Origin of the sequence: Streptomyces sp. NPDC059373 (assembly GCF_042751495.1) — a bacterium.
In the GTDB taxonomy this organism is placed as follows: domain Bacteria; phylum Actinomycetota; class Actinomycetes; order Streptomycetales; family Streptomycetaceae; genus Actinacidiphila.
Genome location: NZ_JBHYXC010000018.1, coordinates 12,072 through 35,165, shown reverse-complemented (window position 1 = coordinate 35,165; position 23,094 = coordinate 12,072). Strand labels below are relative to the sequence as shown.

The following is a 23,094-nucleotide window of genomic DNA, read 5'->3' as shown; positions in this document are numbered from 1 at the left end:
TATGCGCCGGTCAGCTCACCAGCTCACCAGCTCGCGCACGACCGGCACCAGCGCCCTGAAGGCCTTCCCCCGGTGGCTGATGGCATTCTTCTCCTCCGGCGTCATCTGGGCGCACGTCCGCGACTCGCCCAGCGGCTGCAGGATCGGGTCATAACCGAAGCCCCCCTCGCCGGCCGGCTCATGCCGAAGCGTCCCGAGCAGGCGCCCCTCCACGACCCGCTCCGTCCCGTCGGGAAGAGCGAGCGCGGCGGCACACGCGAAGTGCGCCCCCCGGTGCGCCTCGTCGATGTCGGACAGCTGGGCCAGCAGCAACTCCAGGTTGGCGCGGTCATCGCCATGCTTCCCCGACCACCGCGCCGAAAAGATGCCGGGCGCGCCGCCCAGCACGTCGACACACAGTCCCGAGTCGTCGGCAACCGCCGGATGCCCCGTGGCTCGCGCCAGCGCGTGCGCCTTGAGCAGGGCGTTCTCCGCGAACGTCACCCCGGTTTCCTTGACGTCCGGCACTTCGGGGTACGCGTCCGCGCCCACCAGCTCGTGGGGCAGCCCCGCATCGGCGAGGATCGCGCGGAGCTCTGTGATCTTTCCCGCGTTGCGGGTGGCGAGAATGAGGCGGGTCATGGCGTCGATTATCCCGACCCCTGCCCCTGCCCCGGCCCCCCGCCCCCGCCCCCCGGCCCGCGCCCCCGCCCCCCGGGTTGGGGTAGGCCGCTCGCCTTGCGGAACGTTCTCCCACAACCCGGTGGGAAAAGCCCGCAGCGCTAGCCGGCGGTGCAGACCTTGGTGAGTTCGGCGGCGGCGTCGGCGACGGGGGAGATGTCGGGGACTTGGCCCTTGTCGGCGGCGGCCTGCGCGTTGTCGACGGCTTTGGTGAGGTCCTTGACGGCGGCGCTGACGTCGGGGTCACCGGTGTCGGCGCTGACGGACTTGAGGTCCTGGGAGATCTGGTCGAGCGCGTCGGCCGTCGCCTGAGGGCTGTCGCCGGCGTTGCTGACGGCGTTCTGGAGGTCCTTGACGTCACTGGCGACGGTCGCGGCGGTCTGGGCGCAGTCGAGGGCCTTGCTGACGGCGCTGCAGCCGACGAGGGCAGCGGCGGCGACGACCGGGACGGCGGCGGCAAGGACGAGGCGGCGGGCGCGTGAAGGCATACCTCTCTATACGCGCCGCGCCGCCCCCCGGGTTGCGTAAACCGCCAAGTCAGGGCGGAGTCAGCGGAGTTCAGGCCTGGAGGACGTCGGCCAGCGCCAGCCGCTGCGCGGTGTCGAGTTCGGCGCAGCCGGCGACCGCGAGGTCGAGCAGCGCGTTGAGCTCCTTGCGGTCGAAGGGGGCGCCCTCCGCGGTGCCCTGGACCTCGACGAAGCGGCCGTCGCCGGTGCAGACGACGTTCATGTCGGTCTCGGCGCGGACGTCCTCCTCGTAGGCGAGGTCGAGCATCGGAACGCCGTCGATGATGCCGACGGAGACGGCGCTGACGGTGCCGGTGAGGGGGCGGGCCTTGAGGCGGACGAGGTGGTTGCGCTGCATCCAGCCGATGGCGTCGGCGAGGGCGACGTACGCGCCGGTGATGGCGGCGGTGCGGGTGCCGCCGTCGGCCTGGAGAACGTCGCAGTCGAGGACGACGGTGTTCTCGCCGAGCTGCTTGTAGTCGATGACGGCGCGCAGCGAGCGGCCGATGAGGCGGGAGATCTCGTGCGTACGGCCGCCGATCTTGCCGCGTACGGATTCGCGGTCGCCGCGGGTGTTGGTGGCGCGGGGGAGCATGGAGTACTCGGCGGTGACCCAGCCCTCGCCGCTGCCCTTGCGCCAGCGCGGGACGCCCTGGGTGGCGCTGGCGGTGCACAGGACACGGGTGTCACCGAAGGAGACGAGGACGGAGCCTTCGGCGTGCTTGCTCCAACCGCGCTCGATGGTGACAGGACGGAGCTGGTCGGGGGTGCGGCCGTCGATACGAGACATGGCATCGAGCCTATCGGCTGTCGCCCGCTGCTTTGATGCCCGCCCGTACGCGCTCGACCGCCCCGGCGGTCGTCGAGGCGTGGGCGGAAAGCCGGACGGAGTCGGCCCGCACGGACGGGGTGACCCCGTGGGCGTGGAGGGCCTCGGCGACCCGCGCCGGGTCCGTGCCGGGGAGGCGGAAGGAGACGATGCCGGCGCGCTCGTGCGGGGCGGTGGGGGAGAGGATCTCGCCGCCGTGGGCCCGGAGGGCGTCGATGAGTTCATCCACCCGTGTCGCGACGTGCGCCGCGATGGCCGGGACGGTGACCCGCTCGACCAGCTCCAGCGCCGCCGCGAAGGCGGCCGCCGTGACCGGGCTCAGATTGGTGATGCTCCAGCGCAGCGCGTCCGGGGCGACGGGGTGCTCGGTGTCGTCGAAGACGGCGACGTCCTCGATGCCGGTCCACCCGGTCAGCGTCGGCTCCAGCCGCTCCAGGGCCCGGTCGGACAGCGCGGCGAAGCCCGTGGCCCAGCCGGCCCGCAGCCACTTCTGGCCGCCGGCGACGACCACGTCGGCCACTTCCCAGGGGAGGTCGGCGACGCCGAAGCCCTGCATGGCGTCGACGACCAGGAGCCGGTCGCCGATGACCTCGCGGATGGCGGCGACGTCGGCGCGGTAGCCCGTACGGAAGTCCACGGCGCTCAGCGACACCGCGACCACGTCATCGGAGCCCGTCAGAGCGGCCCGTACGGCCTCCGGGGTCGGCCGGGCGTCGAGCCAGCGCGGCTCGGCGCGGCCCAGGGCGGCGGTGCGGCGCCAGGGGTAGTGGTTGGCGGGGAAGTCGGCGGACGGCACGAGGACGACGCCGGCCGGGATGCCGAACGCGGCGTGGAAGAGCCCCGTGGAGGTGTTGGGCAGCAGCGCGATGTGCGCCGCGTCCGTCCCGGCGAGCCGCGCCGCGGCGGCCCGGGCGCGCGGCTCGGCCCGCATGAGCTCGTTGACGGTGGTGTGGTCGGCGCGGGCCGACGCGGCGAGGGCGGCGGCCGTGGCGTCGAGGACGTCGCGGGAGGGCGGGCCGTAGCGGGCGAAGTCGAGGTAGCCCTCGGGCTCACTGAAGTGCTCGGCGTATCCGGGCAGTCCTGCGGTGCGGGTCATGCGGTGCTCACCGTTCCGGCCTTGAGCACGCCGAGCGCGAACGCGTCGGCCATCGCCAGGTACCCGGCGTCGCTGGGGTGCAGATGGTCGCCGGAATCGTACGCGGGCAGCAGCTGCATCTGGTGGGCCGGGTCGCGCAGGGCGCGGTCGAAGTCGATGACGCCGTCGTAGACCTCGCCCGCCCGGATCTGGGCGTTGACCTGCTGGCGTACGGACTCGGCACGCTCGCTGAAGCGGGGGTTGCCCTGCATGGGCATCAGGGTGCCGCCGACGACGCGCAGGCCGTGCTCGTGGGCGCGGCTGACGATCAGGCGGAGCCCGTTGGTGATGGCGTCGGGGTCGATCCGGCCGCCCGAGTGGAGGATGTCGTTGATGCCCAGCTCCACGACGACGGTCCTGGCGCCGGCCCTGGCCAGCACGTCGCGGTCCAGCCGGTTGAGGGCGCTGGGGTTGGTCAGCGCGCTGCCGTCGCGCAGGACGCGGTTGCCGCTGATGCCCTCGTTGAGGACGCCCATCCGCATCGTGTTCCCGACGGAGGCCGTCATCCGGGCGGCGAGCTGGTCGGGCCAGCGGTGGTTGGCGCCGACGGTGGAGGTGACGCCGTCGGTGATCGAGTCGCCCAGGACGACGACCGCGCCGGCCGACCGCGCGGTGAAGACGTCCACGGCGGTGACGTAGCGCCAGTACGGGCTCTGCCCGGTGAACGAGGTGCCGGTGGTCTGTGTGGTGTGCTCGCCACTCGCGGTGTACGAGATCTCGCGGGCCTGCGGGTGGTACGTCACCGGGCCCGATGGGGTGGGGGAGTACGTCGTCACCAGCAGATCCGCCGCACCCGGCACCGCCAGCTGCGCGGAGTCGCTCACCGCGCTCCCGCCCACCGGGATCGTCACCGCGCCGCTCCCGCCGAAGGTCAGCGCCCGCATGGTCCCCGGCACGGCCGCCGGGCTGTCGCCTGCCGCCGCCACGGCGATCGTGGTGTGCGTGATCGCCAGCGGCCGCGTACCGAAGGCGTTGGACAGCGTGACCCGCGTCGAGGTGCCGCCCACGCTGCTGTGCACGACGTTGCGGATCGACATCCCCGCGTATCCGTTCGCCGTGCCCGGCTCGCCTCCGACGGGGGCCGTCGCCCACGTCCCGACCCACGTCCCGGCGGCCGCGGGCACCGCCGATGCGGACGCCCGCCCCACGGGTGCCTCCACGCGGGTTGCCACATTGCCCCTGCCGGCTCCGATGCCGATCACCGCCGAAACGACGGCCACCAGTGCGGCGAGGGCCGCGAGCAGGGCATAACCGGTCGATCTGGCCATGCGGTGCTGTCTCCTGGGCTCAGGGTGGGGTAGGCGGAAGGGTTCTGCACAGGAGTATCCGCCTCCGCCACATGATCCCATGGAGAGGGTTGGACCTGCCCGTCTGTCCTCTCGGACGCCGGGAACCCGTCCTTCGTTCCATGAATGCGCGCAATGTGGCGTGGACAATACGACGGGAGGAGCCGGTGCCCCGAATGAGAGCTGCGGATATGACCGAACCGGATGTCACGGCATCCCCCCAGGCGTGGTCGTACAGCGCGTCCGATGAGGCGAAACGGCGCGGCGTCCGCAAAATGCTGCGTTCTCCCGGGGGGCCACCCCCCGTACCCCCGGGAAGTACGGGGGCGGCGGGGCGGGCTGTGGCGGGAGGTGGGCGGCGGTGAGCGGGACGGAGACAACGGGGGCGCCGGAGGCGGAGGTCACGGCGGCGTCCCCCCAGGCGTGGTCGTACAGCGCGTCCGATGAGGCGAAACGGCGCGGCGTCCGCAAAATGAAGCTGCTGGCGGGCGGGCTGCTGCTGGCGGCGACGGTGGTGTACGCGCTGGCGAAGTGGGCGGAGTCGGCGGGGGCGGGGGCCTGGGCCGGGTATGTGGCGGCGGCGGCCGAGGCGGGGATGGTCGGTGCGATGGCGGACTGGTTCGCGGTGACGGCGCTGTTCCGGCGGCCGTTGGGGCTGCCGATCCCGCATACGGCGATCATTCCGACGAAGAAGGACGTGCTGGGGCGGTCGCTGGGCGATTTCGTCGGGGAGAACTTCCTGTCCGCGCACGTCGTACGGACCCGGCTGCGTGCCGTCGGCATCGGGCTGCGCCTCGGGCGGTGGCTGGAGGACCCGGATCACGTGGACCGGGTGACCGAGCAGGCCGCCGCGGCGCTGCGCGGGGCGCTGACCGTGCTGCGGGACTCGGACGTGCAGGCGGTGGTCGGCGAGGCCATCACGCGCCGCGCGGACGCGCAGGAGGTCGCGCCGGGGCTGGGCAAGATGCTGGAGCGGGTCGTGGCGGACGGCGGCCACCGGCGGGTGGTGGACCTGGTTGTCGTGCGGGCCCACGACTGGCTGGTCGAGCACGGCGACTCAGTGATGGACGCGGTGCAGGGCGGCGCGCCCGGCTGGACGCCGCGCTTCGTGGACCGAAAGGTCGGGGAGCGGGTCTACAAGGAACTGGTGCGATTCACCGCCGAGATGCGGGACATGCCCGGCCATCCGGCGCGCGGCGCCGTGGACCGCTTCCTGGGGGACTTCGCGACCGAGCTGCAGTCGGACCCGGACACCCGGGCCCGGGTGGAGCGGCTCAAGAAGGACCTGCTGGCCAGGGGCGAGGTCCAGGACCTGATCGAGTCGGCCTGGAGCGCGGTGCGCGGCATGGTGGTGGCCGCGGCCGGCGACGAGCGCAGCGAACTGCGGCTGCGCGCCCGGGCGTCGCTGATGTCGCTGGGGGCGCGGATGGCGCAGGACCCCACGCTGACCGCCAAGGTGGACGGCTGGCTGGAGGACGCGGCGACGTACGTCGTGACCACCTACCGGGACGAGATCACCTCGCTGATCACGGACACCATCGCCGGCTGGGACGCCGACCAGACCACCCGCAAGATCGAGGCGAACGTCGGACGGGACCTGCAGTTCATCCGGATCAACGGCACTGTCGTCGGGTCGCTGGCGGGGCTGGTGATCTACACGCTGTCGAGGGTCGTCTCGGGATAGTAATCTGACGGTGCGTCAATTATCGTGCTGGGCGTGAAATGGCCCGGGCGCGTGCTGTGGGGGTTCGGCGAGGCGGCGATGACCCTCGGGGTCGTCGTACTGCTGCTGGTCGCTCACCAGCTGTGGTGGATCAATCTGCGGGCGCACGCCTCCGCCCAGCGGCAGGTCACCCGGCTGGAGCAGCAGTGGGACGGCGAGGCGGCGGGCGGCACACCGCACGCCGCCTCGCCGTCGACGGCGGCCCCCTCGACGAAGGCCGAGACATCGGATCAATCCGCGTCGCCCTCGCGGCAGGAAACCGCCGCCTCTCAGGCGTACGCCGTCCTCCGCATCCCCCGCCTCGGCCTCACCGCCCCCGTCGCCGAGGGCATCAGCAAGACCAAGGTCCTCAACCACGGCTACGTCGGCCACTACCCCCACACCGCCCAGCCCGGCCAGGCCGGCAACTTCGCCGTCGCCGGACACCGCAACACCCACGGCGAGCCCTTCCGCCACCTCGACTGGGTGCGCGTCGGCGACACCGTCACCGTCGAGACGGCCACCGCACGCTTCACGTACGTCGTCGTCAAGACCCTCCCGCAGACCTCGGCCCACGACGGCACCGTGGTCGCACCGGTGCCGTACAGCAGCCTGCATCCCGGGGCGCGGCTGACCGGGCGCGGCTACTACATCACCCTCACCACCTGCACGCCCGAATTCACCTCCCGCTACCGGATGGTGGTGTGGGGGCGGCTGACGGCGGCGGAGCTGCGCTGAGTCAGGCCCCCGGCGTTAGGCTCTGGGCAGAGGGAAGGGAGTGGGCCGGATGTTCCGTAACGCCGCGGCGCTGCGCGTGTATCTCGGTACGGCTCTCTTCCTGCTGGCCGGGCTCCTGCTGACCGAGTCGGGGCCGGCCGGCGCGGCTGCCACCGCCGCCACCGCGGCGACCGCCGCCGCCGCCGCGCTGCTGCTCTGCCGGGCCTTCGCCTCGGCGAGCGCCGCCACCCCGGTGCCGCACGGGCGGATCCGTACCGCGGTCCGCGACCGGCAGCGGCGTACCGCCTTCCTGTCGCAGCGCGATCCGGACGCCTCGGGCCGGCCACGGCCGCGAGCGCCGGGATGTCTCGTCCCGACGGCCGCGTAGGCGCTCGGTCCTTTTTTCAGGCTGCCGCCTGCGCGGCTCGTCACGCCGAATTCCCGATTCCGGCTCGACGAGACCCGTGGAGGGCTCCACTGCCATGTCCGTGTTCACGCATGTCCTGATGTCCATCGCCGACCTGCTCCGCCCCCTGTGCGGCGGTGGTGCGGCCGTCGCCACCGGCGCGGCGATCGTCCTGTTCACCGTCGCCGTACGACTGGCGCTGCATCCCCTGGCGCGGGCCGCCGCGCGGGGTGAGAAGGTGCGGGCCCGGCTCGCGCCGCAGGTGGCCGAGCTCGGCCGCAGGCACAAGGGGGACCCGCAGAAGCTGCAGCGGGCGATGTCCGACCTGTACGCGAAGGAAGGGGTGTCGCCCTTCGCCGGGATGCTGCCGCTGCTCGCCCAACTGCCGGTGTTCTTCCTGCTGTACCGCGTCTCGTCGGCCGTCGCGGTCGGCGGGCGCTTCACCGACGCGCTGCGGGACGGCGGGGTCCTCGGGGCGCGGGGGCTGGTCTTCCTCGGCCTGTTCGCGGTGATCGCGGCGGTGGCAGGCTGGACGTACCGGCGGGCGCCCAAGGGGGAGGGCGTCGCGAGGTACGTACCGCTGCTGTCCTTCGGGACGCTGGTGACGGCCGCCGTCGTACCGCTGGCGGTGGGCCTGTACCTGGCCACGACGACCGCCTGGACCGCGGCGGAGCGGGCCTGGCTGCAGCGTCCAGTAGATGGGAAGGGGCTTGCGGGGGCGGCGCCCGCCATTGGAGGATCTGACAAGACATCCGATGACCGTCCTCATCGGACGTAATGATCCGGACTGACGAAGGAGTCTCCTGTGAAGCTGCTGCGAGCCGGAGCCGCCGGGGCGGAACGCCCCGGGCTGCTGGACCGTGACGGGGTCCTGCGTGATCTGTCCGCCCTCGTGACGGACATCGACGGATCGCTGCTGGCCGATGACGCCGCACTCGCCCGGATCCGCGAGGCCGAGGCGGACGGCACGCTGCCCGTGCTCGACGCGAGCGTACGTGTCGCACCGCCGCTGGGCCGGATCGGCAAGATCGTCTGCATCGGGCTCAACTACCACGACCACGCGACCGAGACCGGCGCAGCGATCCCGGCCGAGCCGATCATCTTCATGAAGGCCCCCGACACGGTCGTCGGACCCGAGGACACGGTGCTGGTGCCGCGCGGCAGCGAGAAGACCGACTGGGAGGTCGAACTCGCCGTCGTCATCGGCCGCGAACTGCGCTACGCCGCGTCGGAGGACGAGGCACTGGCCGCCGTGGCCGGCTACGCCATCGCCCACGACGTCTCCGAGCGCGCCTTCCAGATCGAGCGCGGCGGCCAGTGGGACAAGGGCAAGAACTGCGAGACCTTCAACCCGCTGGGGCCCTGGCTCGTCACGGCGGACGAGGTGCCGGATCCGCAGGCGCTCGGCCTGCGGCTCTGGGTCAACGGCGAGCTGAAGCAGAACGGCAGCACGGCGGACCAGATCTTCCCCGTGGCCGAAGTCGTCCGCTACCTCAGCCAGTTCATGACCCTCTATCCGGGCGACGTCATCAACACCGGCACCCCGGCCGGCGTGGCCCTCGGTCAGCCGGACCCGAAGCCGTACCTCCGGGCCGGCGACGTGGTCGAGCTGGAGATCGACGGCCTCGGCCGGCAGCGCCAGGTTTTCAAGGGCGCGTAGCAGCGGGCCGTCCGGGGCTGCGGCCGTGCCTCACCGGCACGCACCTCCCTCCTTACGCGGGGTGGGTGCCGGTGAGGGCGGCGTAGACGACGACGTTGGCCGAGTAGGCCTGCTTGGCGTGGTCGAAGGTGCCGCCGCAGGTGATGAGGCGGAGTTCGGGGCGCCCGTCGGAACCGTAGACGCGCTCGGGGCGGAAGCCGGACTTCTCGACCACCTGGACGGCTTCGACGGTGAACTCGGCGACCGTGTGGTCCGACCGGGTGACGTCGATGAGCGCGCCGGCGGCGATCGTACTGAGCGGGTAGAAGACGGCCGGCCGCGTCTTGGTGTCGACGTGGCCCACGATGACGGCGGCGCCCTTGGCACCGGGCGTCGGCCCGGCGCCGTACCAACCGGCGACGTCCGGGGTGCTGTAGGGCGGCGGGTCGACGGCGCCGGAGCGGTCCAGGCCGCGTGCGACGACCGGGGCGTGGACGCCGATCGACGGGATGTCGACGCGGAGCGGCCGGGCGGCGGGCAGCGGCAGGTGCGGGGCGTAGACGGCGGGCGGCCGCCCGCCACGGTCCTTGGCGGCCGACGCGGCGGAAACGGCGGCCTGGGCAGGGGCGCCGGCACCGTCGAGGTGGATGTAGCCCTTGAGCCAGGCCGCCAGCAGGACGAGCGCGGCGGCGAGGCCCGCCAGGGTCCGGCCGTGCGTCACGGCTGTCAGTCCCGGCCGCGGCCGCGCCGGCGGCGGTGCATCGCGAGCCCCGCGATCCCGGCCGTGGCGAGCACGCCGGCCGCCACGACGCCCGGCACGCCCGCGTCATGCGAGTGCTGCCCCTGGCTGGCGAGGAGCTTCGCCGCGCCGCCGCCGCCCGCCGGGACCGGTGCGCCGGGCATGTCGCCCCACTGAGTGTCCTGGCCGCCGTTGCCCCCGGTGTTGCCCCACTGCTTGTCCTGGCCGCCGCCGCCCCACTGGTTCTGCTGGTTCTGTTGGTTGCCCCCGTTGCTGCCCCACTGCTTGTCCTGGCCGCCGCCCCCGCCCCCGCTGCCGCCGTTGCCGCCGCCCCCGCTGCCGCCTCCCGTGTTGCCCCACTGCTTCTCCTGGCCGCCTCCGCCCCCGCCGCCCCCGCCGCCGGTGTTGCCCCACTGCTTCTCCTGGCCGCCTCCGCCCCCGCCGCCCCCGCCGCCGGTGTTGCCCCACTGCTTCTCCTGGCCGCCTCCGCTGCCTCCGCTGCTGCCCCCGTTGCCGCCCCACTGCTTCTCCTGGTCGCCGTTGTCGCCCGACTGTGTGTCCGAGCGGGTGACGGTCAGCGTGGCCTGGGTCGCGCGGGTCAGACCTTCGCAGCTGATGGACACCGGGTACGAACCCGGCGTGGTGGAGGAACTGACCACCGCCTCGGCGAACAGCCCGCCGTCCGCCGCCGGGGCGAGCCTGACCGTGGAGACGAAAGCCCTGGAGCTGACGGTGCCGGAAACGGCCTGCCCGCAGGACAACGTACGGATGTCCACGTCGCCGCCCGGCGACACGGCGGACGGCGTGACCGTCACCTCCCCCTGCCCGGGGAACGCGGCGGCGGCCGGGCCGGACAGCCCCATCAGCGCGGCGGCTGCCCCGGCGGCGTACAAGGGGATACGGACAGAGCCCATGGCGGAAAACCTCCAGTCGTCCGGGCTCACGTCATCACCCGGTACTTCGAAGGTCCGCCGCCTGGCGTGCCGCCGCACGCGGTGATGCTCCGTACGAGTCAGGCGCCGTCAGATCTCTTCGACGAGGTCCGCGATCGAATTGACGACCCGTGAGGGCTTGAAGGGGTACCGGTCTATGTCGGCGGTCGTCGTCAGACCGGTGAGCACCAACACCGTCTCCATACCGGCCTCCAGCCCCGCCAGGACATCCGTGTCCATGCGGTCGCCGATCATCGCGCTGGTCTCGGAGTGCGCCTCGATGCCGTTGAGCCCGGCCCGCATCATCAGCGGGTTCGGCTTGCCGACGAAGTACGGATCCTTGCCCGTCGCCTTCGTGATCAGCGCCGCGACCGAGCCGGTGGCCGGCAGCACGCCCTCGGGGGACGGCCCGGTCTCGTCGGGGTTGGTCGCGATGAAACGCGCGCCGGCGTTGATCAGCCGGATGGCCTTGGTGAGCGCCTCGAAGCTGTACGTACGGGTCTCGCCGAGGACGACGTAGTCCGGGTCGACGTCGGTGAGGACATAGCCGATGTCGTGCAGCGCGGTGGTCAACCCGGCTTCGCCGATGACGTACGCCGTGCCGTCGGGGCGCTGGTCGGACAGGAACTTGGCGGTGGCGAGGGCGGAGGTCCAGATGTTCTCGACCGGCACGTTCAGGCCCATCCGGGCAAGGCGGGCGTGCAGGTCGCGCGGCGTGTAGATGGAGTTGTTGGTCAGCACCAGGAAGGGCTTCCCGGACTCCTTCAGCCGCTTGAGGAAGGCGTCGGCGCCAGGGATCGGGGTGCCTTCGTGGATCAGCACCCCGTCCATGTCGGTGAGCCACGATTCGATCGGCTTGCGTGTCGACATGATCTCAGCCTAACGGCGGCGCCGCGCCACCGTGAGGAGGGCTGCGCCCATGGCGATCAGGCCCAGCGCGGCAAGGGCCGGGCGGCCGGCGGTCCCCGTGGCGGCGAGCTGCGGGGGCGCGGCGACGGGGTCGCGTCGCGGCGGGACGGCCGCCGGTGCGGGTGCCTGGGCCGGTGCCTGGGTCTGGGCCGGTGCCTGGGTCTGGGTCTGGGCCGGTGCCTGGGTCGGTGCATGAGCCGGTGCCTGGGTCGGCGCCGCCGTCGTGGCCGCCGGCGTGACGTCGAACTGGTACGGCCCCGACTCGCCCACCCAGTCGCCGTCCGTCCCCCTGCGCTGCATCACCGTCGCCGAGGCCGTGACATGGCCCCGTGCCGTCCCCCGCTCGAAACGCAGCCTCAACCGCACGGTCAGGCTCCCATGCGGCGCGAGCGTCGTGCCGGGGCCGTTCTCGCCGCCCACGACGCCGACGTTCTCGGCGTTGTCCGTATGTTCGAGGTGCACCGCTTGCCATGTGCCGGTCGCCGGGTCCTCGTAGTCGAGGCGAATCCGACGCGGCGTCAGCGCCCGCTCCCGGTCGACCAGCACGATCACCGGATGCAGGTCGCTGCGCTTGGCTCCACCGGCGTTGAGCAGCACCACGTCGAAGCCGTGGGGCTCGCCGCCGGCCTCGTACGTCGTCGGGCCGCCGGCCAGCCGCGCCCGGATCGGGAAGTCCTCGGCCTGTGCGGGCCTCTGTGCCTGCGGCACGCCGGCCACGGTGCCGACCAGGATGGCGGCGCTCACGAGCAGTCTCTTCCGGCATCTCATATGACCGGAACCTCTCACGCCCCCGCCGCCGCCTCCTCCCTCGACGCGGCCACCCCGCCCCAATCCCACCCGTTCGCCGTACGGCCGGCCCGAACCCGGGCGGAAAGGATCAGGGCACCGCGTTGCGGGCCAGGCCGAGGGCGTATTCGGGCCACCAGGTGCCGGCGGCGGGGCCGCCCTTGCAGGGGCCGTCGGAGTCGCCGGGGCGCTTGATCCAGAGGTAGGCGTCGATGTGGCGGTCGGAGGTGCGGGTGGTGGGGGGGACGCCGAGGCCGCGGCCGGGCGGGTTGCACCAGGCTTCGTCGTGGCCGCCGGAGAGGGGGCCGCGGCCGTTGCGGCTGGTGTCGATGATGAAGTGCTTGCCGCCGAGGTCGGCGGAGAGCTCCATGCCGTAAGCCGTGTTGGCCTCGGTCGTGTAGAAGTTGGACGTGTTGAGGACGAAGCCGTCCGCCCGGCCGATGCCGGCCCGCTGGAGGGGCTCGACGAGTTGGCGGGGGTCGCGGACCCAGCCGGCGTTGCCCGCGTCGAGGTAGACCTTGGTGCGGGGAAGGGTCTTGAGGGTGTCGATGGCGTACATGAGGAGGGCGTAACGCTCCTCGTGGTAGCGGGCAGGGGTGCAGCCGTCGACGATGTGCGTGAGCGCGTCCGGCTCCAGTATCACCGTGGCTTCGCGGTTGCCGATGCCGGCGGCGACCTCGTTGAGCCAGGCCCGGTACGTGTCGCCGTCGGCGGCGCCGCCCTTGGAGTACTGGCCGCAGTCGCGGTGCGGGATGTCGTAGACGACGAGCAGGGCGCGGCGGCCGGCGGCGGCCGCGCCCTCGGTGAAGCCGCGGGCCTGGCCCTGGGGGTCGTCGATGCCGATCCATTCGGCGACGGGTTCGGAGGCGATCCGTTCCAGGAGCCGGGCGTCGCCGGCCCGGCCGTCCTTCTTCCAGCGGGCGACCTGGCGGGCGGCCTCGGAGTCCGGGTTGACCCAGAAGGGCGCGCCGGACATCGCGGCCGACGGGGCGGGCCTGACGCCGCGCCCCTTCCCTGTGCTCATGCAGCCCCCGAGCAGTGTGGCCAGCAGGCCGAACGCGAAGACGGCGCAGGCGGCCCTGCGCACCGGGCCGGTGTTGGTGCCGTGCATCCACTCCCCCTTGGATGGCGGGACGAGACCGGTCAGTACCAATCCTGACATACCACACCGTCAGAAGGTGGTGTAGATGGGGCCGAACGGGGCTGGATCGGACGTCGTGGACGTGACGTGGCGTCAAGTCGCCCTACCGTGCGGGCGCTCGGCTGTTCTACGCTGGGTAGGCGGCCGTCTGTGGCCTCCCCTGTTTCCCCAGGCCCGGACGAACAGCGCCCGATGAGCACGACGCCGTCGGCGCGCGGCCGGTCGTGTGCCGTCACCGATTCCGTCACCGATTCCGTCACCCGAGTTTTTCCCTGCCTCCCCAGGCAGCCGGACCTCTCCCGCAGTCCGGCCGCCCACGGGTGAGGGGCGTCCGGCCGGCGGCCTCCGGGGGGAGCGGATCCGCCGGCCGGGCGCGGACTGTTACGTGAACCTGGTCAGGGCCTCCACGACCAGGGCATGGTCCTCGGCCTGCGGCAGGCCGGAGACGGCGACGGTGCCGATGACGCCGACCCCCTCGACGCGCAGCGGGAAGGCGCCGCCGTGCGCGGCGTAGCGGTCCGGGTCGAGACGGGAGGCCGCCTCGAAGGTCGTGCCCTTGGCGCGGAAGCGGGTCCCGACGAGGTACGAGCTCTCCAGGTAGCGGTCCACCACCCGGCACTTGCGGTCCAGCCATGCGTCGTTGTCGGGCGAGGTGCCCGGCAGGGCGTAGTGGAAGAGCTGCTGCCCGCCGCGCCGGATGTCGGCGACGACCGCGGCGTCGCGCTCGCGGGCGAGGTCGACCAGCAGGACGCCGAGCCGCCAGGCGTCGTCGTTGGTGAAGCGGGTGAGGGTGAGACGTCGTTCCTGGGCCTCGATCTCCGCGACGAGCGCGGTGGCCTCCGCGGTGCCGGCGGTCATCCCTTGTCCCCGTGGATCGTGACCGTACGGCCCTCGCGGGCGGACAGCCGGGCCGCCTCCAGGACGTCCAGGGCATCCGCGGCCTGCGCGGCCGTGACGGGCGGGGGCGTGCCGTCGCGGAGGGCGGCGGCGATGGCGGCGTAGTACGCCGGGTAGTCGCCCGGGAGGGTGGGGACCGTGCGGGTGTCGTCGCCGGCGCCGACCGTGCCCCAGGCGGACTCGGGCTCGGTGCCCCAGCCGGGGCCGGGGCGCAGGCCGTCGCGCAGGGCGGCTTCCTGGGGGTCGAGGCCGTACTTGACATAGCCGGCGGTGCTGCCCAGCACGCGGAAGCGGGGGCCGAGGCGGGCGGCCGTGGCGCTCATCCACAGGTGGGAGCGGACGCCGCCGGTGTGGGTGAGCGCGATGAAGGTGTCGTCGTCCACCTGCGCGCCCGGGCGGCGGATGTCGGACTCGGCGTAGACCGTGGCCACCGGCCCGAACAGCGTGAGGGCCTGGTCGACCAGGTGGCTGCCCAGGTCGTAGAGCAGCCCGCCGATCTCCGCCGGGTCGCCGGACTCGCGCCAGCCGCCCTTGGGCTGCGGCCGCCACCGCTCGAAGCGGGACTCGAAGCGCTGTACGGTGCCCAGCTCACCGGCGTCGATGAGGTGGGAGAGGGTGAGGTGGTCGTTGTCCCAGCGGCGGTTCTGGAAGACCGACAGCAGCAGCCCCCGCTCCTCGGCCAGCGCGGCGAGCGCCCGGGCCTCGGCAGCGGTCCCCGCGATCGGCTTGTCGACCACCACGGGCAGCCCGGCCTTGAGCGCGGCCTCCGCGAGGGGCACGTGCGTACGGTTCGGTGAGGCCAGCACGATCAGGTCGAGCTCGGCCGCCCGCGCCCACAGCTCCTCCGGCGCCGCCGCGACCCGTACGCCTGAATGCTCGGCGCGGGCCTGCGCCTGGCGGTCGGGGTTGGCGGTGACGACGGTGTCCAGGGTCAGGTCGTCGGTGGCGGCGATCAGCGGGGCATGGAACACGGATCCGGCCAGGCCGTAGCCGACCAGTCCGACGCGCAGGGGAAGGGCGGGATTGCTCATGGCGTCCACCTAAGCAACGTGGTCACCAGGGCGCAAACCCGCCCCCCTCCCGGCCTTAGGGCACCCGCACCCATACCGCCTTCGAAGGCGTACCGGCACCGTCCGTCACGACCAGCATGTACCAGCCGGAGGGGACCAGTGACGGGTCCTTGGGGATGGTGACGGTGATGGCACCGTTCTGTTTCTTCACGTCGAGGGCGATGGAGCGCTGCTCGACGTCCGTCGCGTGGGTGACGGCGCTGGGCCGCATGAGCCGCGCGGTTTTGATGCCGGCGGCCTGGTCCGTACGGAAGGTGGCGGAGCCGCCGCGCTCGATGGTGCTCGGGCCGCCGGAGAGGGCGGGCTTGGAGTCGCGGTAGCGGTAGGCGGGGGTGTAGATCTCGATGCGCTGCTCGAAGAAGCCGACGGTGGTGTTGTCCTTGTCGCCGTAGAGGGGGTTGGAGCCGAGGACGGCGACCCGGCCGTCGGGGAGGAGCAGGGCCTCGGAGTGGTAGTCGCGGCCGACGGCGGGGTCGGCGGCCTGGAGGAAGGCGTTGGAGGCCGGGTCGTAGATCTGCGCCTTGAGGATGTCGCTGGCGCTGCGGCCTCGGTAGTCCCGGGAGCCGCCGGTGGTGAGGACGGTGTCGTCGGGGAGGAGGACGCTGTTGAGGTAGCGGGTGGGCTCGGACAGGTCGGGGCCGGCCGTGAAGGTCGGATTGTCCTGGGTGAGGTCGACGATCGCGGTGCGGTCGGTGGAGGACTTGGACTCGCCGACGCCGCCACCGCCGAGCACCATGACCTTCTGGTCCTGGGCCGGCGGCAGCAGCACGGAGCTGGCGGTCTCGAGGTCCTTGGCGTCGCTGATGCCGGGGACCGCCTTGAAGCTGTTGGTCTTCAGGTTCCAGATGCCGGGGACGCGGCCCTTGTCGGCGGGGCCGTAGCCGGCGTTGGCGCCGGAGTAGAAGATCTTGCCGCCCTGGGTGAGGAAGAGGGCGGGGTAGGTGGGGAAGTAGCGGGTCCTGGTGTAGGTCCACTTCTTCGTCTTGGGGTCGAAGATCTCGTTCTTGCCGGGGACGACCTGGCCGATGTCGTCGAGGCCGGAGACGGCGAGCACCTTGCCGTCCTCGAGGGTGACCAGGGTGGGATACCAGCGGGCCTCGTTCATGGGGTCGACCGGGATGTACTTCTCGGCGACGGGGTCGAACTCGTAGGCGTTCTTGATGCCCTGGAAGTCCTTCTTGTCCATGCCGAGCTTGGTGGCGAGGCCGTAGAGGTTGTTCCTGTCGTCGCCGGTGAGGCCCTGGATCTCGTACTGGGCGGCGGTGTTGACGATGCCCTTGTCGCCCTTGACCTCGGACTCGACGAAGATCCGGGCATTGCTGGCCGTGACGGTGACCTTGCCGGTCTTCTTGTCCACCGTCTTCGTCGCCCGCGGCACGTTGATCGGGAAGTCGGTGTGGAACTTCTTCCCGTTCTCGCTGTTGACGAAGATCGTGCCCTGGGGGAAGGCCCGGGGCTTGTCCGGGTCCTCGTTCTTGATGATCATCTCGCCGCCGGCTCTGGTGACGTCGCCCTTGAGCTTCTCGTAGCGGGCGGTGCCGCCGGCGACCAGCAGATTGCCGTTGGCGAGCTGGACGTGGCCGGAGCAGAACATGTCCTTCGGGGTGTCGATCTCCTTGAAGGTGTTCTTGACCGGATCCCACAGGACGCTCTGGAAGGTCTTGGCCTTGAAGTTCTTCTCGTCGTTGCCGGAGCCGGCGATGAGCAGGACCTTGCCGGTGTGCAGCATGGCGGCGTGGATGGAGTTGATGCGGTACTTCGCGGGCACGTCGACGAAGTCCCAGTGGCCGTACTTCGCCTTGTACGCGGGCTGGTTGATCTTGTACTCGTGGTACTTCTCGGTGGTGTAGGCGTAGATCGCGGGGGTGTTCATACCGGCGAGCACGCCCACGGCGGCGCCTCCGGCGACCATTTTCCTCAGTCGCCGGCTGGGTCGGTATCTCATCGGCCGTCACTCCCGGACTTGGCCCGGATCAGCGACAGGGACCAGACGACGATCGGCGCGGTGGTGATGACCAGCGCCAGCGTCGCCCAGGTGCGCATCGCGACGTGGGTGTGGTGGTTGAAGAAGCTGGCCGCGAGCGAGCCGCCGAAGACCAGCGTCCAGAAGATGTGGATCCGGAAGGTCGACAGCAGCCGGTCCGGGCTGGCCGAGTCGCCCTTGGGGGTGACCACGAAGCTGCTCTTCCGGCGGATCAGGGTGTCCAGCAGCGAGCGGGCGTAGATCGGCGCGGACAGCGCCGACATCACCATGCCGGCGGCGCCGGAGGAGCCCTCGGGTTCGTGGGGGCTGACGTTGTGCCGGCGGTTCCAGATGTAGAGGCCTATCTGGAGGGCGGCGGCGTCGCTGTAGAGCATCATCCAGACCTCGGAGTTGATCTGGATGCCCGAGGCGCCGAGGCCGAGGAACAGGGCGCAGCTCAGCGCGCCCAGAAGCCAGTTGAAGGCCGTCATCGGGTAGTAGACGAGCATCAGGCCGTAGTTGAGGAACCGGCCGGGAGAGAGGGTGAAGGGCGCTTTCCAGAACTGCTTCAGCACGGTCTCGTACGTTCCCCGGCTCCAGCGCAGCTGCTGGGTGAAGAAGTCGGTCCACGAGGCCGGGCCCTCGCCCACGGCCAGGACGTCCGGGGTGTAGACGGAGCGCCATTTGCGGCCGGTGTAGGGGTTGCGGTGCCGGTGGAGTTCGAGGCCGGTGGCCATGTCCTCGGTGATGGAGTCGGCCAGGCCGCCGACGCTCTTGAGGGCGGATATCCGGACCGCGTTGTTGGTGCCGACGAACATGGGGGAGCCGTAGGCGTTGCCGGCCCGCTGGATGAGGGCGTGGAAGAGGAACTGCTGGCTTTCGGCGGCCTTGGTCACGGCGTTCTCGTAGTTGCCGTAGACCTGCGGACCGACGACGAAGGCCGTGTCGGGGTCGCGGAAGTAACCGAGCATCCGCTCAAGGAAGTTGGCGAGCGGTATGTGGTCGGTGTCGACGGAGGCGAAGAACTCGTAGTCGTCGCCGTGGGCGTCGAGCCAGGCGTTGTAGTTTCCGTGTTTGGTCTTCGCGCGGAAGGCGCCCTTGGGCTGGTTCCATCTCTCGACGCCCTTGCGGCTGAAATGCCGTACGCCGAGCCGGTCGCACAGCTCCCTGACGACCGGGTCGTCGCCCTCGTCCAGCAGCCATATGTGGAGGATGCCGCGGTGCCGGAGCCTGGTGGCGGCCTCCAGAGTGGCACCCACCATGGCCAGCGGTTCCTTGCCCGGGACGAAGGTGGTCAGGAAGGCGACCTTCGTGCCCACCTCCGGGACCACGGGTATCGGGTCGCGGGCGACGAGCGTCGCGTGGGCGTTCGAGCTTACGTTGATCAGTCGGAAGAGCTCGATGAGCCCGATCGAGACCAGCATCACGGTGTCGCACACCGTCATCCAGGCCGGGGCGCCGGCTCTGCGGGTCCAGTGCCCGGGCTGCATCAGCCAGGCCAGCAGGATCGCGGAGAGCACGGGCGCGGCGCCGAGCAGCAGGGCCGCGCGTATGCGGTGGGGTTCGTCGGACAGCAGGCTGCGGTACTTGACTCGATACGGACGGTCGGCGGGCGCCTCGGTCATGGGCCCGGCGAGCCGGCTGTAATGCTCGTAGTCGTACCGTGGGCCCGGTGTGGCAGGGTCGCGCTGCCACTGCTGGGGAACGGCGGGACGTTCGGTGGTCGTGTACTGCTGGGCGCCGGTCGGTGTCGGCGTCATCAATGCTCCCCCCGAAGCATGTGTGCCGTATCTCTTACGGCATCACGTTCCCGGGCAGCTGCGGCCCCCCGCCGCCCGGGCGTACGTACAGGTGAGGTGGTGCTCGGTCCGGATGAGGCTGGCTATGACTCATCAACGACCGCGGCATCGCCCGGTAACGCCTTGAACGCACTCCCTTCGTTCTCAACTCGCCTTGTTAAAGGCCGGATTGGTGCATTACACGTCCTTGATCCCAAGCGTCCAGGAACGTCCTTCTTGATCGCAAGGACGAAACCAGTTGGAAACAGGGCGTATGTGCTCTTTGAGACACCTGTGGGATGCACCGTGCGCCCCATGAGTGCGCGGGCCACCACCGCCGTGACAGGGGTAGGGGTACGGGTTGGGCTCCCGAGCGCCGCCGCTGTGGAAAACCTGTGCGGATCGGGCGGAACCATCCCATCCGATTCACCCGTTCCTTCCAGTGGGATGAATACGACGATCAGGCGCGCCTCGGTCTTCTGTCTGCTCCTGGTGCTCTCGCTGCTCGTGCGGGCCACCTGGGTCCAGGCCGTCGACTCCAAGGCCCTCGCGGACCAGACGCACAACCGGCGGAACATCATCGCGCAGTACGCGAATCCGCTGGGCGACATCATCGTGGCCGGCAAGCCGGTCACCAGCTCCAAGGCCACCACGGGCGGTGACCTGAAGTACAAGCGCACCTACACGGACGGCTCGCTGTACTCCGCCGTCACCGGTTACAGCTCGCAGGTCTACGGCGCGACCCAGCTGGAGGGCATCTACCAGGACGTCCTGGACGGCACCGACACCCGGCTCAAGAGCGTCAAGGACGCCCTCACCAACACGCCCGCCAAGCCCGGCGACGTCGTCACGACCATCGACCCGGCCGTGCAGAAGGCCGCCTACACCGGGCTCGGCTCCAAGAAGGGCGCCGCCGTCGCGATCGACCCGGCCACCGGCGAGATCCTTGCGGTCGCCTCCACGCCCTCGTACGACCCCTCCACCTTCAGCGGCAGCTCCACCGCCGACGGCAAGGCCTTCAGCAAGCTCCAGGCCGACAGCGCGAGCCCCATGCTGAACCGCGCGCTGCGCCAGACCTATCCGCCGGGCTCGACCTTCAAGCTGGTCGTCGCGGCGGCCGCGCTGGAGAACGGGCTCTACAGCTCGGTCACGCAGAAGACCAACTCCCCGGCCCCGTACACCGCGCCCGGCACCAGCACCCCGATCACGAACGAGAACACCTCGGCCCCCTGCAAGAACGCCAGCATCGAGACCGCCCTGCAGTACAGCTGCAACACCGTCTTCGCCAAGCTCGCGGTCCAGCTCGGCGAGGCCAAGGTGAAGGCGACCGCCGAGAAGTTCGGCTTCAACGCCGCCCAGCTCGACATCCCGGTCCGCGTGGCCACGAGCGTCTACCCCTCCGGCATGGACCAGCCCCAGACCGCCCTGTCCGGCATCGGCCAGTTCAGCGACACCGCGACCCCGCTGCAGATGGCCATGGTCGTCTCGGCACTCGCCAACGGCGGCCGGCTCGCCACCCCGCACATGGTGTCCAAGGTGACCGACGGCAACGGCAAGGCCATCACCTCGTACCCGGACTCGGCCACCACCCGCGTGGTCAGCCAGAGCACCGCCACCCAGCTCCAGCAGGCCATGATCAACGTCGTCCAGAACGGCACCGGTACGAACGCGAAGATCAGCGGCGTCGAGGTCGGCGGCAAGACCGGCACCGCGCAGCACGGCGAGAACAACAGCGGCACGCCCTACGCCTGGTTCGTCTCCTACGCCAAGGGCAGCAACGGCAAGGAGGTCGCCGTCGCCGTCGTCGTCGAGCAGTCCGACGCGGCGCGCTCCGAGGTGAGCGGCAACGGGCTGGCGGCGCCGATCGCGAGGTCGATGATGAAGGCGGCCCTCGGATCGAGCTGACCGGCGCCGTGTGGTGCGGGAGCCTCGGATAGGTCGGATAGGGGGGTGGGGCATGTGACGGCTGTGGGGTCCATCTACTACTCTTGTCGTAGTCGATTGAAAGCTCACCGTCAGAAAGCCGCTCCGCCCCACCGGAGTTGACGGCCTGAGCCGAGTAGGTTGCGCGGGTCGTGCTGGGGGCCCGGCGGCGTAGCGAACGGGGGCGATCGCAGCATGGCCGATCAGTACAGAGTCGATCTCAGCGAGCTCGACTCCACCATCACCAAGCTCAACCGGATCATCGGCGCCATGGGCAAGACGAGTACGGACGCCAAGCACACCACGCACCTCCCGAAAGGTGCCCTCGGCACCAGCTTTACGGAGGCGCATCAGCTTGAGCAGGCGCATGTCGAGATGAAGGCGCATCTGGAAGAGATCGTCGAGCATCTCCATGAAGTCATGGACGCATTCGGTACGAAAGCGAAGAAAGTCCACGACAACTACCAGAACTCGGAGTACGACGCCCAGTCGAGCATGAGCGGGACGAACTGACACCATGACCGATTCGACCGAGTACCAGTACCACGGACCCCAGTACGGCCCGTACGTCGGCCACGTCGAGACCGACTTCGCCATGGGCAAGAACATGGACGAGATGAAGGCCATGCTCTCCAATGCCGACCCCGGTGCCGTCGACGGCGTCGCCAAGGCCTGGAAGTCCGTCGAACAGCAACTCGTCGGCGCCGACGGCGCCAAGGCCCTGCTCGAAACCGCCGTCGACCACATCCTCCAGACCTGGGAAGGGTCCTCCGCCGACGGTTTCGCCGCCGAGGCGAAGAAGATCAGCAAGAAGATCACCGACGGTGCCACATACGCCAAGTACACCGGGACCGCGATGCAGAGCGCGGCGGACGCCCTGACCCACTACAAGGGCATCGTCGAGAAGATGCAGAAGCCTGACGAGTCCTCCAGCCTCGGCGACCACATCAAGGACGCCTTCACCGGCCACCACCGCAGTGACGCCGGCCTGAAGGCCGACTTGGCGAAGGGTGTCACCACGCAGCAGGCGCTGGACAGCAACCGTGGCGACCTCTCCAAGGGCAAGGAAGCCCAGCTGGAGATGGCCGTGAAGATGGAAGAGCTGGCGGTCGTCTACAGCACCCAGAGGCAGACGATGGGTTCGTGGACGAAGACCACAAAGCCAACAGGGACATTTGGCGATAAAGATGACAACTACCCAGGCGATCCGGGTGGCAACGTTCCCGTGGCGTTCATCCCTGTTTCGGTAGAATCTCCCAGCGCCACGACATCAAGGCGCAGCTCCACCAGCGGCGGGAGTACGGGCTCGTCCTCCAAGTCGGTGACATCGCCCAACACCTCCGGAACCGGTTCACGCGAGGCGGCGGTCAGCGGCGGCACGCGGCAGGCGACCACGGTAAGCAAGCCACAGGTTGGGACCGGGCTGGACGGCATTTCCGGGACCGGGACGGGTGCGGGGACCACCGGAGGCGGCGCCTCGGGCGTGAGTACCGGTGCCGGCACCGGTGCCCGTGGCTCGGCCGGAGGCAGTGTCGGTGGCTCGTCGGCTACTGCGGCGGGTGCCTTCGGCGGAGTCAGTGGCGGCACTGCCGGCTCCGGCAGCAGCACCGCGGGTCGTACAGGTGCAGCCGGCCGTGGCATGTCCGGTCAGTCCGGCGCCGGCGCGGGCAAGCTGGGGGAGTCCAAGACCGGAACGGGCAAGGGCAGCAGCCTCGCCCGAAAGCGCGGCGGTGTCGTCGGCGAAGCCGAGGGTGGCACCGGCAAGGGCTCCCAGGGTGGCTCCGGCCTCCACAAGAGCCGTGGCGGCAAGGAAGCCGGCAAGGTCGGCAAGGGAAGCGGCCGCATGGGCGGCAGGGGCGTGAACACCGAAGCCGAAGAGGAAGAGTCCCGCACCGGCCAGAGGCCCGACTACCTTGTCGAGGACGAAGACACCTGGGTGTCGGACGTGAACGTGGCCCCCAGGGTGATCGAGTAGCCAACGGAAGTGCGGAAGCACTTAGTGACGCGTGGGGGCGTAGCCGACACAGGCTCGCCCCCACACGGCTGGGAGAGGAACACAGATGGGCTTCGGACGGA

The 23,094-nt window shown here is 70.9% G+C and carries 22 protein-coding genes; 8 read left to right on the top strand and 14 right to left on the bottom strand.

Annotation, left to right across the window (positions count from 1 at the left end; genetic code table 11):
* Positions 1-15: 15 nt before the first annotated feature.
* From rdgB to ACFXJ5_RS23320, 5 genes are all read right to left on the bottom strand, one after another.
* Complete coding sequence (gene rdgB, locus ACFXJ5_RS23340) at positions 16-621, bottom strand: RdgB/HAM1 family non-canonical purine NTP pyrophosphatase (protein WP_384634211.1); 606 nt, start codon at positions 619-621, stop codon at positions 16-18.
* 140 nt (positions 622-761) lie between these two features.
* A complete protein-coding gene (locus ACFXJ5_RS23335) occupies positions 762-1,148 on the bottom strand; it encodes a hypothetical protein (RefSeq protein WP_384634208.1) in 387 nt (128 codons plus the stop codon).
* A gap of 70 nt (positions 1,149-1,218) precedes the next feature.
* Positions 1,219-1,956 carry a ribonuclease PH gene (gene rph / locus ACFXJ5_RS23330; RefSeq protein ID WP_384634205.1) on the bottom strand — a complete coding sequence of 246 codons (738 nt, stop codon included), beginning with the start codon at positions 1,954-1,956 and terminating at the stop codon, positions 1,219-1,221.
* 10 nt (positions 1,957-1,966) lie between these two features.
* Positions 1,967-3,091 (bottom strand): aminotransferase class V-fold PLP-dependent enzyme, encoded by a 1,125-nt coding sequence (locus tag ACFXJ5_RS23325; RefSeq protein ID WP_384634202.1) that lies wholly within the window; start codon positions 3,089-3,091, stop codon positions 1,967-1,969.
* The gene (locus ACFXJ5_RS23320; RefSeq protein WP_384634199.1) at positions 3,088-4,398 is read right to left on the bottom strand and encodes an SGNH/GDSL hydrolase family protein; all 1,311 of its coding nucleotides are present in this window, start codon (positions 4,396-4,398) and stop codon (positions 3,088-3,090) included. The genes ACFXJ5_RS23325 and ACFXJ5_RS23320 overlap by 4 nt, the downstream gene beginning before the upstream one ends.
* 490 nt (positions 4,399-4,888) lie before the next feature.
* Here ACFXJ5_RS23320 and ACFXJ5_RS23315 point away from each other — a divergent pair, with 490 nt between their 5' ends.
* The 5 genes from ACFXJ5_RS23315 to ACFXJ5_RS23295 all read left to right on the top strand — a co-directional run bounded on the left by ACFXJ5_RS23315 (position 4,889) and on the right by ACFXJ5_RS23295 (position 8,901).
* Positions 4,889-6,100: a DUF445 domain-containing protein gene (locus ACFXJ5_RS23315; RefSeq protein WP_384634478.1), complete on the top strand. Its 1,212-nt coding sequence runs from the start codon at positions 4,889-4,891 to the stop codon at positions 6,098-6,100.
* A gap of 33 nt (positions 6,101-6,133) precedes the next feature.
* Complete coding sequence (locus tag ACFXJ5_RS23310; protein WP_384634197.1) at positions 6,134-6,856, top strand: class E sortase; 723 nt, start codon at positions 6,134-6,136, stop codon at positions 6,854-6,856.
* Positions 6,857-6,905: 49 nt separating this feature from the next.
* A complete protein-coding gene (locus tag ACFXJ5_RS23305) occupies positions 6,906-7,223 on the top strand; it encodes a DUF6412 domain-containing protein (RefSeq protein ID WP_384634194.1) in 318 nt (105 codons plus the stop codon).
* Between the two features lie 94 nt (positions 7,224-7,317).
* Positions 7,318-8,019 carry a YidC/Oxa1 family membrane protein insertase gene (locus tag ACFXJ5_RS23300; protein WP_384634191.1) on the top strand — a complete coding sequence of 234 codons (702 nt, stop codon included), beginning with the start codon at positions 7,318-7,320 and terminating at the stop codon, positions 8,017-8,019.
* Positions 8,020-8,046: 27 nt separating this feature from the next.
* Positions 8,047-8,901 (top strand): fumarylacetoacetate hydrolase family protein, encoded by an 855-nt coding sequence (locus ACFXJ5_RS23295; RefSeq protein ID WP_384634188.1) that lies wholly within the window; start codon positions 8,047-8,049, stop codon positions 8,899-8,901.
* 52 nt (positions 8,902-8,953) lie between these two features.
* Here ACFXJ5_RS23295 and ACFXJ5_RS23290 read toward each other — a convergent pair whose 3' ends face one another.
* The 9 genes from ACFXJ5_RS23290 to ACFXJ5_RS23250 form a co-directional block, all read right to left on the bottom strand.
* Positions 8,954-9,601 carry a class F sortase gene (locus ACFXJ5_RS23290; RefSeq protein WP_384634185.1) on the bottom strand — a complete coding sequence of 216 codons (648 nt, stop codon included), beginning with the start codon at positions 9,599-9,601 and terminating at the stop codon, positions 8,954-8,956.
* A 5-nt stretch (positions 9,602-9,606) separates the two neighbouring features.
* Entirely contained in the window at positions 9,607-10,533 is a 927-nt protein-coding gene (locus ACFXJ5_RS23285) for a hypothetical protein (RefSeq protein ID WP_384634183.1), read from the bottom strand.
* A 108-nt stretch (positions 10,534-10,641) separates the two neighbouring features.
* A complete protein-coding gene (locus tag ACFXJ5_RS23280; protein WP_384634180.1) occupies positions 10,642-11,421 on the bottom strand; it encodes an HAD-IIA family hydrolase in 780 nt (259 codons plus the stop codon).
* Positions 11,422-11,430: 9 nt separating this feature from the next.
* The gene (locus ACFXJ5_RS23275; RefSeq protein ID WP_384634177.1) at positions 11,431-12,204 is read right to left on the bottom strand and encodes an LPXTG cell wall anchor domain-containing protein; all 774 of its coding nucleotides are present in this window, start codon (positions 12,202-12,204) and stop codon (positions 11,431-11,433) included.
* A gap of 133 nt (positions 12,205-12,337) precedes the next feature.
* Positions 12,338-13,357, bottom strand: a complete 1,020-nt coding sequence (locus ACFXJ5_RS23270) for a glycoside hydrolase family 6 protein (RefSeq protein WP_384634174.1) — start codon at positions 13,355-13,357, stop codon at positions 12,338-12,340.
* 411 nt (positions 13,358-13,768) lie between these two features.
* On the bottom strand, positions 13,769-14,245 hold the full coding sequence (locus tag ACFXJ5_RS23265; protein ID WP_384634172.1) for a heme-degrading domain-containing protein: 477 nt from the start codon (positions 14,243-14,245) through the stop codon (positions 13,769-13,771).
* Entirely contained in the window at positions 14,242-15,315 is a 1,074-nt protein-coding gene (locus tag ACFXJ5_RS23260; RefSeq protein ID WP_384634170.1) for a Gfo/Idh/MocA family oxidoreductase, read from the bottom strand. Before ACFXJ5_RS23260 ends, ACFXJ5_RS23265 begins: the two co-directional genes overlap by 4 nt.
* Before the next feature lie 55 nt (positions 15,316-15,370).
* The gene (gene glxA / locus ACFXJ5_RS23255; RefSeq protein ID WP_384634167.1) at positions 15,371-17,299 is read right to left on the bottom strand and encodes a radical copper oxidase GlxA; all 1,929 of its coding nucleotides are present in this window, start codon (positions 17,297-17,299) and stop codon (positions 15,371-15,373) included.
* On the bottom strand, positions 17,296-19,077 hold the full coding sequence (locus tag ACFXJ5_RS23250) for a glycosyltransferase family 2 protein (RefSeq protein WP_384634164.1): 1,782 nt from the start codon (positions 19,075-19,077) through the stop codon (positions 17,296-17,298). Before ACFXJ5_RS23250 ends, glxA begins: the two co-directional genes overlap by 4 nt.
* 465 nt (positions 19,078-19,542) lie before the next feature.
* On the opposite strand from ACFXJ5_RS23250, the gene ACFXJ5_RS23245 reads away from it, so the two are divergent.
* The 3 genes from ACFXJ5_RS23245 to ACFXJ5_RS23235 all read left to right on the top strand — a co-directional run bounded on the left by ACFXJ5_RS23245 (position 19,543) and on the right by ACFXJ5_RS23235 (position 22,993).
* A complete protein-coding gene (locus tag ACFXJ5_RS23245; protein WP_384634161.1) occupies positions 19,543-21,000 on the top strand; it encodes a peptidoglycan D,D-transpeptidase FtsI family protein in 1,458 nt (485 codons plus the stop codon).
* 213 nt (positions 21,001-21,213) lie between these two features.
* Entirely contained in the window at positions 21,214-21,531 is a 318-nt protein-coding gene (locus ACFXJ5_RS23240; protein ID WP_384634158.1) for a hypothetical protein, read from the top strand.
* A 4-nt stretch (positions 21,532-21,535) separates the two neighbouring features.
* Entirely contained in the window at positions 21,536-22,993 is a 1,458-nt protein-coding gene (locus tag ACFXJ5_RS23235; RefSeq protein ID WP_384634156.1) for a WXG100 family type VII secretion target, read from the top strand.
* The last annotated feature ends 101 nt before the right edge of the window (positions 22,994-23,094 follow it).

Excerpts from the sequence above, each read along its gene's own strand:
- rdgB (WP_384634211.1), bottom strand. The coding sequence starts at position 621 with ATGACCCGCCTCATTCTCGCCACCCGCAACGCGGGAAAGATCACAGAG.
- ACFXJ5_RS23335 (WP_384634208.1), bottom strand. The coding sequence starts at position 1,148 with ATGCCTTCACGCGCCCGCCGCCTCGTCCTTGCCGCCGCCGTCCCGGTC.
- rph (WP_384634205.1), bottom strand. The coding sequence starts at position 1,956 with ATGTCTCGTATCGACGGCCGCACCCCCGACCAGCTCCGTCCTGTCACC.
- ACFXJ5_RS23325 (WP_384634202.1), bottom strand. The coding sequence starts at position 3,091 with ATGACCCGCACCGCAGGACTGCCCGGATACGCCGAGCACTTCAGTGAG.
- ACFXJ5_RS23320 (WP_384634199.1), bottom strand. The coding sequence starts at position 4,398 with ATGGCCAGATCGACCGGTTATGCCCTGCTCGCGGCCCTCGCCGCACTG.
- ACFXJ5_RS23315 (WP_384634478.1), top strand. The coding sequence starts at position 4,889 with ATGAAGCTGCTGGCGGGCGGGCTGCTGCTGGCGGCGACGGTGGTGTAC.
- ACFXJ5_RS23305 (WP_384634194.1), top strand. The coding sequence starts at position 6,906 with ATGTTCCGTAACGCCGCGGCGCTGCGCGTGTATCTCGGTACGGCTCTC.
- ACFXJ5_RS23300 (WP_384634191.1), top strand. The coding sequence starts at position 7,318 with ATGTCCGTGTTCACGCATGTCCTGATGTCCATCGCCGACCTGCTCCGC.
- ACFXJ5_RS23285 (WP_384634183.1), bottom strand. The coding sequence starts at position 10,533 with ATGGGCTCTGTCCGTATCCCCTTGTACGCCGCCGGGGCAGCCGCCGCG.
- ACFXJ5_RS23280 (WP_384634180.1), bottom strand. The coding sequence starts at position 11,421 with ATGTCGACACGCAAGCCGATCGAATCGTGGCTCACCGACATGGACGGG.
- ACFXJ5_RS23270 (WP_384634174.1), bottom strand. The coding sequence starts at position 13,357 with ATGCACGGCACCAACACCGGCCCGGTGCGCAGGGCCGCCTGCGCCGTC.
- ACFXJ5_RS23265 (WP_384634172.1), bottom strand. The coding sequence starts at position 14,245 with ATGACCGCCGGCACCGCGGAGGCCACCGCGCTCGTCGCGGAGATCGAG.
- ACFXJ5_RS23260 (WP_384634170.1), bottom strand. The coding sequence starts at position 15,315 with ATGAGCAATCCCGCCCTTCCCCTGCGCGTCGGACTGGTCGGCTACGGC.
- glxA (WP_384634167.1), bottom strand. The coding sequence starts at position 17,299 with ATGAGATACCGACCCAGCCGGCGACTGAGGAAAATGGTCGCCGGAGGC.
- ACFXJ5_RS23250 (WP_384634164.1), bottom strand. The coding sequence starts at position 19,077 with ATGACGCCGACACCGACCGGCGCCCAGCAGTACACGACCACCGAACGT.
- ACFXJ5_RS23245 (WP_384634161.1), top strand. The coding sequence starts at position 19,543 with ATGAATACGACGATCAGGCGCGCCTCGGTCTTCTGTCTGCTCCTGGTG.
- ACFXJ5_RS23240 (WP_384634158.1), top strand. The coding sequence starts at position 21,214 with ATGGCCGATCAGTACAGAGTCGATCTCAGCGAGCTCGACTCCACCATC.
- ACFXJ5_RS23235 (WP_384634156.1), top strand. The coding sequence starts at position 21,536 with ATGACCGATTCGACCGAGTACCAGTACCACGGACCCCAGTACGGCCCG.